The following is a 9,475-nucleotide window of genomic DNA, read 5'->3' on the forward strand; positions in this document are numbered from 1 at the left end:
TCCGCCTCGCGCAAATGTCGCGTCTTCCGGTACGTCTTTGGGAAGCTACCGCCTTATTCGGGCGTGTCGTTGCGGGAGGAATTCGCAAAGATCCCCGGACGAAGCCACTCGGTCACGTTGCGCGTCAGGCCGGGATCACCATCCATGATCAAGTCGCCGGTCTTTATGGCGTCGCGGTAGGTCCGGTCGCCCATCCAGATGTCCGGCAGCGTCTGAACCGAGCAATGGAAATAGACGTCAACGTCCTTTCCCGGATCCTTGATACACACCTCTGACTTCTCCGGGCTGACGAGCAGCCACCAATCGCGCTGCTCCTCCAAGTCCTTGAAGCGAAACTTGATGATCGTCTGCAGTCCCTTGAGCTTTTCGCGGTCAATGCTGCGTTCAAGGTAAACCATCAGGAACTCGACGTCGAAATCCTGATCAAGGATCGTCTTCTTCGCCCAGATTATTCCCCATTCGCCGAGAGCGAATAGGACGGGAAGCAACGATTCACACGCATCAGTTGGGAAGTATTCAAAGCCTCTCTGACCGGGGATGCGGCGGCGAATGACCATATTCTGCTCTTCCAACTGCTTGAGCCGTTTGGTCAAAAGGGCTGGCGAGATGTCTCCCAATCAGCGCTGCAGCGTGCTGAAACGCCGCCCGCCCATCAGGATTTCGCGCAAAATCAAGATGGTCCAGCGTTCGCTATGTATCTCGGCGGCCTTCGCGATCGGACAGAACTGATTGTAGTTCATCACATCCCCCCGATGACGAACATCGGGCCTCCCACTTCATAATTTGTAGCACATTGCTCTGTTTTTTGTAGCGTTATGCTTCAGACCGTGAAGTTCTCCGGTCCCTCCCTGACAGGTATTTCCCTGCCATCGGCGACCGGTTTCCGGTGCCCCTCGAAGGAATGCGGAGAAGCCAATGCCATCACTTCCTTGCCCCCAAAGCTCAAGGGCATGCCGATCAGTCAATTCAAGCAACCCAAATCCAGAATGGAAGAACCAATGAACGCGCACACTCATATCGTCGACAATGGTGTCAATACCGAAGCCTTGATCGGGGCCCGAGGTGCATTCGCCGAGATGCCGGCGGCGGCGGCTTTTACCTTCCGCAGCCAATGTGACTGGATCGAAGGCACCTACACATCCAACGTGATCAATGGATATTTCGGCCTCGGACAGGAATACACCCGCAAGCAGTCGTTCGCGGTTGAGGCGGATCACCCAGAGGTGTTTGCGGCCCATGACCGAGCGGCGACACCGACAGAGATTGTCTTGGCCGCTCTCGCCAGTTGCCTGACCGGCGGCGTGGCGGCCATCGCCCAGCATCGCGGGATCCAACTGCGTTCAGTTCGCGCAACGGTCGAGGGCGATGTGGACGTGCGCGGCATCCTCGGCATGGATGCCGAGATCCGGAACGGCTTCTCAGCTATACGTGTGTCCTTTGAGATCGACGCGGACGCGAGCCCTGACGATATCCGCGCGCTTGTCGCCCAGTCGCAAAAGCGTTCGGCCATGTTCGACATCCTGACCAACCCGACCAACGTCGCGGTTTCCGTCGCCTGAGGGGCACGCCGGGCGTCTGCGCCGGAAGTAACGGGGCAGACGCACATTCTCTATGAGGCATTTTTCATGAAACGGATATCAACGCTCATTATTGGCGCCGGGCAGGCAGGCCTTGCCATGAGCCATTGCCTGTCGGAACTCTCTGAACCTCATGTGGTGCTCGAACGCGGGGAGGTGGGGAATTCGTGGGCGCACGAACGGTGGGACAATCTCACCATGCAAACTCCGAACTGGCAAAGCCGCCTTCCGGGGTTTGCCTACTCCGGTCCCAATCCGCATGATTATATGTCCATGCCGGAGGTTCGGGATTACCTGAGCGCCTACGCGGCACAGTCCGCTGCGCCAGTTGAAGCCGGTGTCAACGTTACTTCGGTTACGCATGACGGCTTCAGCTTTGAGGTCGAGACGAACAAAGGCAAGTGGCGCGCGTCGCGCGTGGTGATGGCGAATGGCGCGTGCAACCACCCCTCCATTCCGTCATTTGCCTCCGATATCCCGAGGGAAGTTACCCAAGTCTCCCCGCTGTCCTACCGCAATCCGTCGGAATTGCCCGAGGGCGGTGTGCTGATCGTCGGGGCCTCTGCAACGGGTGTCCAGCTTGCCGCGGAAATTCAAGCGTCCGGTCGGCCCGTAACTCTCGCGGCGGGCAATCACATCCGGATGCCGCGCCATTATCGCGGCCATGACATATGCTGGTTGCTGGAGCATTTCGGTCTGTTCTCGAAAACGCTCGAAGAGGTGGATGACATTGATCGGGTCCGCAACCTTCCCTCGCTGCAACTTACTGGAGACCGCTCTCGACAGTTCCTCGACCTCAACGTTCTTCAGGAGATGGGGGTGGAAGTGGTTGGCCGGCTGGTTGGTTGCCGTGATGGAGTGCTGCTCTTTTCCGGCGGACTGGCAAATGCGGTGGATCTTTCCGACCTCAAGATGAACCGGACCCTGGCCGCGATCGACAGATGGGCGGCACAAGGGGGGCTGGACTTGCCCGAGCCTCCGGAAAGCTTCGCGCCGACATCGGTATCCGGGACCACGCGTCTCACCCTGCCGATCGAGGGCGGTTCCATCTCCACGATTATCTGGGCATCGGGTTTCAAGCCGGATTTCTCTTGGCTGCATATGCCCGTCTTCGATGGCAAAGGTCGGCTAAAGCATGAAGGCGGCATTGTTGCCCCGGGGCTTTATGCGCTTGGCCTGCCGTTCCTTCGTACCCGCAAATCCACCTTTCTCGATGGGGTAGGGGCCGATGCACGCGTGCTGGCCCGCCATATCGTTCAGTCCCGCCACCGTGTCGCCGCTTGAAACGAAGGATCGATAACATGAACCCGCAATCCGTTACCCCATCCGAAGTTGGCCCCGCTGAAGAGGACACCATTTCATACGAAGCCTTTGGCGAAGGCGGCTGTGCCTGCGGGGCGGTGCGCTATCGCGTGCGTTCTGCGCCGATGATTGTCCACGCCTGCCATTGCCGCCTGTGCCAGAAACAGACCGGCAGTTCCAATGCCGTCAATGCGCTGATCGAAGCGGATCGCATCGTCGTTCTGGCGGGTACGATTGAGGAAACCCTTCTGGAGACACCCAGCGGCAGGGGGCAGCGCATCGCGCGATGCACATCTTGCAAGGTGGCGCTCTGGAGCAATTATCTCATCACCAATCAGGGCGACCACCTGCGTTTCCTCCGCGTGGGCACGCTGGATGATCCGTCGATCATGCCACCCGATGTGCATATTTTCATAGAAAGCCAGCAGCCGTGGTACATGCGCGCGCCGGGAGTGGCGGCAGCGGAGGGGATCTACCGGCACAAGACGACGTGGTCGAAGGACAGTCTCAACAGGTTGAAGCAGCTTACGAGAAAGACGGGGTTTCCGTTCAAATGAAACTCTGTGCGTTTCGCTGATACGCCCCTAATATTTCCATGCAGAAGGACGAGACCATGTGGCCCGATAATCGGATACGCAACCTGTTTGGCATCGATATTCCCATCGTTCAGGCCCCCATGGCAGGGTCCAGCGGCCTTGATATGGCGGTTGCGGTCAGCGAGGCCGGCGGGCTTGGATCGTTGGCCTGTGCAGCGCTTGATCCGGCTGGTCTGCAAAGCCTTCTGGGTGCCGCGCGGAATAGAACGGACAAACCGCTGAACGTGAATTTCTTTGCCCATTGCCCACCTGAAGATGACCCTGTCCGCGAAGCCGCATGGATGGAGACATTGCGGCCTTATTACGCTGAGTTGGATCTGAAGGCGCCAACGGACCTCTCTGCCGGTTCCGTTCAGCCTTTCGACGAGGCCCGCTGCGCGGTGGTCGAGGCAGTTCCGCCGTGCGTCGTCAGTTTTCACTTCGGCCTTCCGTCGCCGGATCTTGTGAAACGGGTGAAGGCAGCAGGCTGCAAGGTCATAAGTTCCGCAACCACGGTGAAGGAGGCGTGTTGGCTGGTCGCGAACGGGTGTGATGCCGTCATCGCGCAAGGGTTTGAGGCGGGCGGTCATCGGGGCATGTTCTTGTCCGACACTCTTGGTAGTCAGATGGGGACAGTGTCTTTGGTCCCGCAGGTTGCGGATGCCGTCGATGTGCCAGTGATTGCAGCCGGAGGCATTGGCGACGCGCGCGGCATCGTCGCGGCGATGGCGCTCGGGGCAAGTGCCGCACAGATTGGCACGGCGTACCTGTTCACGGAGGAGGCCCTTGTCAGCCCCCTTTACCGCCAAGCTCTCGAAGGCGCGGCGACAGGAGAAACGGTCGTATCCAACGTGTTCTCCGGCAGGCCAACCCGAGTGCTTGCCAACCGACTGACGGCGGAACGTGGGCCGATGTCAAAAGATGCGCCGTCCTTTCCGAAAGGGTTTGCCGCCATTGGGCCGCTCAAAGCCGCATCCGAGGACGCTGGAAACCGAGATTTCAGCGCTCAGTATTGCGGTCAATCGGCTGCTCTAGCGCGGCGTGCGACGGCGTTCTCGTTGACACGCGATCTGGCCACAGAGGCGCTGAAACGCGTCGCAATGCTGCGGCAGTAGTCGCTTAAGGGTAGCAGAATTCGCTATGGTCCCACGCGGCGCCAGTTCTTAGCGTTGGCCACGGCCTCCAAAGCGCCGGCGAGCGCGTCTCCCCCCCCCTCCCACGAAGGCAAGATAGGATTTATGTGCAGCTTCGGGATGGGAGGAGACGTGACAGGGCGCAGTCCGAGCAGCGGTTTGGCCTACCTGTAAACTAAGGCGACCCCAGAACAGCATTTCTGTGGGATCGCGTCGAAGTGTTCTCGGACGTTACGCGAGATTTTGACGCCGGGTTTCCATACGAGCTGGTGATGCAGGTAGGCGCGTGGTTGGACGCCACCTCGCGCGATCAGAGTTCACCGCAGGTGCCGCGCCGGCACCCGCCGGTCCGCATGTAGACGCGCGCCATCTAGCGGACATCTCCCGTACGAGCATCGTTCATAGCGTGGCGATGCGTCACTGCGGACGCCAGTGGTTGGCGAGACACCGACTTTGCTTGCTTAGGTTTTTTTACCAACAGGACGTGCGGCTTCTACACCCTCATGCGGGCTTCACCCACCCTGCCGCAGATCTTCGCCTTCGCTGAAGACAACTCCAGGCGCGGCAGGCCCATCATCTGCATATGAATGCGCCGGTACAGAACGCTCACACCTCCGCCTGATTTTGGACGGATGACCCATGTCGAAACGCCCGAAACGAAGGGTACTGACCCTCGTTTGCCTTGATTCAGAACTGTTGTATGTCGGTCCGATCTCTTGGTAGGCCTCGGCTGCCAATAAACGCAGCAGTGAGTGGTTTCGCCTTGCAAACGCCCTATTACCTGATCGACAAATCGCGGCTACTGCCGAACCTTGAGAAGATTGCGTACCTGCGCGCAGCTTCGGGGGCGAAGTGTTTGCTGGCACTGAAGTGCTTTGCCACATGGTCCGTCTTTGATTTCATGGCGGAGTACATGGATGGGACGACCTCATCTTCGCTGTTCGAAGTCCGCTTGGGCCGTGAAAAATTTGCCGGCGAGGCGCATGCCTATTCAGTCGCTTATGCGGATCACGAAATCTCCGATGTGTTGACCTATTCGGACAAAATCATCTTCAACTCCATCGGCCAGTTGCAGAAATTCGTGCAGGCGTCGGAGGATCACGTGCGCGGTTTGCGCGTCAATCCCGGTGTTTCGACGTCAGAGTTTGATCTGGCCGATCCCGCGCGCCCGTTTAGCCGACTGGGCGAGCATGATCCCGAAGCAATCGCCACTGTGGCGGATCAGATCACCGGCTTGATGTTCCACAACAACTGCGAAAATGACAGCTTCGAGCGGTTCGACGAAATGCTGGCGCTGATCGAAGCCCGTTTTGGGGCGCTGATCCACCGTATGGATTGGGTCAGCTTGGGGGGCGGCATTCACTTTACGGGTGAAGGCTATCCGCTGGATCAACTTGCCGCGCGGCTCAAGGCATTCGCGGAGACCTTTGGCGTTCAGGTCTACCTTGAACCCGGTGAGGCGGCGATCACGGGGGCTGCAACACTCGAGGTCACTGTGCTGGACACGATGCATAATGGTAAGAACCTTGCGATTGTCGACAGTTCGATCGAGGCGCACATGCTGGATTTGCTGATCTACCGCGAGCCTGCGAAAATCGACCCCAACGAGGGCGATCATGAGTGGATGATCTGCGGAAAGTCCTGCCTTGCCGGTGATATCTTTGGCGAGTTCCGCTTTGCGCAAGCGCTAAAGGCAGGTGATCGACTTTCGTTTCAAGACGCTGCCGGGTACACGATGGTCAAGAAAAACTGGTTCAACGGGGTCAAGATGCCAAGCATCGCCCTGCGTGAACTCGATGGAAGCATTAGAATGGTGCGCGATTTCGACTACGACGACTTCGCATCCGCTTTGTCATAAGAACGAACAAGAGGTCTCCTGGATTCATGAAACGCCACGTTCTCATTATCGGCGCTGGTGGCGTCGCTCAGGTCGTCGCGCATAAATGTGCGCAAAATAACGATGTTCTCGGCGACATTCACATCGCAAGCCGAACGGTCGCCAAGTGTGAGGCGATCATTCAAAGCGTGCATGATAAATCTGCGATGAAACAAGACGGCGTACTGGAAGCTCATGCCGTGGATGGCACGGATACTTCTGCGGTTGCTGCTCTGATCTCCAAGACCGGAGCGCAAATTGTGATCAATGTGGGCTCACCCTTCGTGAACATGACGGTTCTGGAGGCCTGTATCCAGACAGGGGCCGCCTATATCGACACCGCGATCCACGAGGATCCGACCAAGATCTGCGAAACGCCGCCATGGTATGCAAACTACGAGTGGAAACGACGCGAAGACTGCGCCGCCGCTGGCACCACGGCAATTCTGGGTGCAGGTTTCGATCCGGGCATGGTCAACGCCTATGCGCGGTTCGCAATTGATGAGTTCATGGACGAAGTCACATCAATCGACATCGTCGACATCAACGCAGGAAACCACGGGAAGTATTTCTCCACCAACTTCGACCCGGAGATCAACTTCCGTGAGTTTACAGGGACCGTGTATAGCTGGCAGCAAGGCGCGTGGCAGGAAAACAAGATGTTCGAGGTGGGCCGCGAATGGGACCTGCCTGTCGTAGGTACCCAAAAAGCCTATATGTCAGGCCACGACGAGATCCACTCGCTGGCCGTAAACTACCCCCAAGCCGATGTCCGGTTCTGGATGGGCTTTGGTGATCACTACATCAACGTGTTCACCGTGTTGCAAAACCTCGGCCTGCTCTCTGAACAGCCCGTCGTGACTGCCGAAGGCCTTGAGGTTGTGCCGCTCAAGGTGGTGAAGGCCGTGTTGCCTGATCCCTCCAGCCTTGCACCAAATTACACGGGCAAGACCTGCATCGGCGATTTGGTCAAAGGCACCAAAAATGGCGAAGAGGTCGAGGTGTTCGTCTACAACGTGGCTGACCATCGGGACGCTTACAATGAGGTCGGGAGCCAAGGCATTTCCTACACCGCAGGCGTGCCACCTGTCGCGGTTGCCATGCTGATCGCGGATGGAACCTATGACCATGGTGTCATGATGAACGTCGAAGAGTTGGATCCCAAGCCATTGTTTTCGCTACTCGACAGGATCGGGTTGCCGACGCGGGTCAAGGATTCCCGCGGTGATCGGGAATGGCATTCTTCCTGAGCGGTGTTCCGAAGCCGCGTGACGAAACGTCTCTTGCTCTCGCTTTGTGCGAACTGGCAGATCAACTGAAAACGGTCCAGATAGCCGCTGATCGTTCGGGGCAAAAGGCCCACCTTGTCTTCGGGCAGTTCGCTTGCCCGGGCGAGGATGACCTGCCACTGAACTTTCATCCAGCCACGATCTGAGCCCGGTTGTTGTTGATCTTATCGCCAACGTTGGACCGCCCGAAGGCGGAGTTTTCCGGCTTCGATCAGGGTGACAGGCTGGTGGTGCCCCCTTTGGCGCTATTTAGTCGCCCCCGTATCAACGCGAGGGGCGCGCCAAAGGGCGGAGCACGTCGCCTCCGTCCGCAAACTGTCAATCTGCGCCGCCCGATGCCAAAAATCATCTGCGGTCTTTGGATTGGCGCGACGCTCAGGTGGCGCTGCGGCGACGGACCAAGGCGAACGCGCCCAGAGCCGTCAAGACAAGCGGCAAGCCAGCGGGCAATGGAACCACGTCAGGCGAGGCCGAGAGGCTGAACGGTGTGTCGAATGAAGCATGTGTGACAGTGAAAAAGCCAGACGCGCGCGAGAGAGAATTTACAATGATACTTGGATCTTCATCGCACTGCATGTCGAAACTGTCTGTAAAGTAGCGCACTTCACCGTGCATTTGTGCAAAGGTGGGGGCAAAACGACCACACCCTCTGAACCCATAGTGGACCCCGATGAATGGCGCTGTTTCCTCGGCGAGGGACAGGTCGGAAAAATAGACGCGGGGGTCAGGGCTTTCACCTGCCCGCCACGCGTCATTATACGCCGTGATTTGTTCCGGTGTAGCGCCTGTTACGTCCAAACTTCCGATTGGCGTAATCAGAGAATCGCAAGGACGTACAACATAATTGACCGCTCTGGTAATTCTGGAGCGGTGCGCAATTTGCCAATCGCCGTAGGTATTTTCACACGCAGGTGGGCCGGATGACATTCGGTTCCCAACTTGATCAAACGCCATCCCTGGGGCCAACACCGAGTTTGAAAAAAATGAGCCGGTGAGTGTCCGCTCGCCTGGGGTCCCATCGGGATTGGTGAAAGAATGTGTCCCCATGAAATACACCGGCGCTGCGGTCGCGAAACTGGCCAAGAAGGCCATCGAAACGGCAAGTAGCAAAATACGCAAAATATAAATTCCTTGATATACGCTGGCCGATATAGGCTGGCTGACAAGTATGCTTGAAACCTGCTTCGGAGCAAGAGAGCACGTCAGAGTTTTGCCAAATCCCACGGCAAGCAACGTGTCGATGACAAGCGCGCTCTTGGCGAGATTATCTTCATCAATCGCAACGGCTTACGGTGGCGTGACGCGCCGAAGGAATACGGCCCACACAAAACGCTCTACAATCGGTGGAAACGCTGGAGTGACAAGGGCATCTTTGCCCAGATGATGGCCGGTCTGCCTGCTGATCACGGCGAACAGACGACGGTCATGATCGACGCCACTTACCTCAAAGTTCATCGAACGGCGTCCAGTCTGGGCGTCAAGTAAGGGGGATCAGTAATTGATCCAGTGGATCAATTGCCCGACGAACGGGGGCGTGGTCGCCTGATTGGTCGAACCAAGGGGCCTTGTTGCACAACTCTGACTATGGACGATTCACAACGTGAATCTATGCGGTTAGAGGGTCTTTGTGAGCAAGCCACCTCCCGCCCGCTACCGCACGACGACCTGGTCCAGCTACAACGCGGCGCTGCGCAGGCGCGGCTCGATGTTGATCTGGGTGGAC

9 protein-coding genes and 2 pseudogenes are annotated in these 9,475 nt (G+C 57.9%); 8 read left to right on the forward strand and 3 right to left on the reverse strand.

Going from position 1 to position 9,475, the window contains the following annotated elements; translation table 11 throughout:
• Nucleotides 1-53: 53 nt before the first annotated feature.
• Nucleotides 54-617 carry an SCP2 sterol-binding domain-containing protein gene (locus BM234_RS16340; RefSeq protein ID WP_217645992.1) on the reverse strand — a complete coding sequence of 188 codons (564 nt, stop codon included), beginning with the start codon at nucleotides 615-617 and terminating at the stop codon, nucleotides 54-56.
• Complete coding sequence (locus tag BM234_RS17770) at nucleotides 618-740, reverse strand: winged helix-turn-helix transcriptional regulator (RefSeq protein WP_281247986.1); 123 nt, start codon at nucleotides 738-740, stop codon at nucleotides 618-620.
• A 258-nt stretch (nucleotides 741-998) separates the two neighbouring features.
• Here BM234_RS17770 and BM234_RS16345 point away from each other — a divergent pair, with 258 nt between their 5' ends.
• From BM234_RS16345 to BM234_RS16370, 6 genes are all read left to right on the forward strand, one after another.
• Nucleotides 999-1,559 (forward strand): OsmC family protein, encoded by a 561-nt coding sequence (locus BM234_RS16345; RefSeq protein WP_092066857.1) that lies wholly within the window; start codon nucleotides 999-1,001, stop codon nucleotides 1,557-1,559.
• 66 nt (nucleotides 1,560-1,625) lie between these two features.
• A complete protein-coding gene (locus BM234_RS16350; protein ID WP_092066858.1) occupies nucleotides 1,626-2,861 on the forward strand; it encodes an NAD(P)-binding domain-containing protein in 1,236 nt (411 codons plus the stop codon).
• Between the two features lie 17 nt (nucleotides 2,862-2,878).
• Nucleotides 2,879-3,436, forward strand: a complete 558-nt coding sequence (locus BM234_RS16355; RefSeq protein ID WP_092066859.1) for a GFA family protein — start codon at nucleotides 2,879-2,881, stop codon at nucleotides 3,434-3,436.
• Between the two features lie 56 nt (nucleotides 3,437-3,492).
• On the forward strand, nucleotides 3,493-4,569 hold the full coding sequence (locus BM234_RS16360; protein WP_092066860.1) for an NAD(P)H-dependent flavin oxidoreductase: 1,077 nt from the start codon (nucleotides 3,493-3,495) through the stop codon (nucleotides 4,567-4,569).
• 781 nt (nucleotides 4,570-5,350) lie between these two features.
• On the forward strand, nucleotides 5,351-6,445 hold the full coding sequence (locus tag BM234_RS16365; RefSeq protein ID WP_092066861.1) for a carboxynorspermidine decarboxylase: 1,095 nt from the start codon (nucleotides 5,351-5,353) through the stop codon (nucleotides 6,443-6,445).
• A 26-nt stretch (nucleotides 6,446-6,471) separates the two neighbouring features.
• Nucleotides 6,472-7,713: a saccharopine dehydrogenase family protein gene (locus BM234_RS16370; protein WP_092066862.1), complete on the forward strand. Its 1,242-nt coding sequence runs from the start codon at nucleotides 6,472-6,474 to the stop codon at nucleotides 7,711-7,713.
• 414 nt (nucleotides 7,714-8,127) lie between these two features.
• Here the strand turns inward: BM234_RS16370 and BM234_RS16380 are convergent, their stop codons facing one another.
• Nucleotides 8,128-8,871, reverse strand: coding sequence for a VPLPA-CTERM sorting domain-containing protein (locus BM234_RS16380; protein WP_092066864.1), 744 nt, complete (start codon nucleotides 8,869-8,871; stop codon nucleotides 8,128-8,130).
• A 60-nt stretch (nucleotides 8,872-8,931) separates the two neighbouring features.
• Here BM234_RS16380 and BM234_RS16385 point away from each other — a divergent pair.
• Nucleotides 8,932-9,333: pseudogene (locus BM234_RS16385) on the forward strand (transposase); the annotation flags it as partial.
• Between the two features lie 46 nt (nucleotides 9,334-9,379).
• A pseudogene (locus tag BM234_RS17355) lies at nucleotides 9,380-9,475 on the forward strand (IS5/IS1182 family transposase); the annotation flags it as partial.

The organism is Poseidonocella pacifica (genome assembly GCF_900111875.1).
In the GTDB taxonomy this organism is placed as follows: domain Bacteria; phylum Pseudomonadota; class Alphaproteobacteria; order Rhodobacterales; family Rhodobacteraceae; genus Poseidonocella; species Poseidonocella pacifica.

Bases quoted from the DNA above. Each gene is read 5' to 3' on its own strand.
- BM234_RS16350 (WP_092066858.1), top strand. From the start codon at position 1,626: ATGAAACGGATATCAACGCTCATTATTGGCGCCGGGCAGGCAGGCCTT.
- BM234_RS16370 (WP_092066862.1), top strand. From the start codon at position 6,472: ATGAAACGCCACGTTCTCATTATCGGCGCTGGTGGCGTCGCTCAGGTC.
- BM234_RS16355 (WP_092066859.1), top strand. From the start codon at position 2,879: ATGAACCCGCAATCCGTTACCCCATCCGAAGTTGGCCCCGCTGAAGAG.
- BM234_RS16360 (WP_092066860.1), top strand. From the start codon at position 3,493: ATGTGGCCCGATAATCGGATACGCAACCTGTTTGGCATCGATATTCCC.
- BM234_RS17770 (WP_281247986.1), bottom strand. From the start codon at position 740: ATGAACTACAATCAGTTCTGTCCGATCGCGAAGGCCGCCGAGATACAT.
- BM234_RS16345 (WP_092066857.1), top strand. From the start codon at position 999: ATGAACGCGCACACTCATATCGTCGACAATGGTGTCAATACCGAAGCC.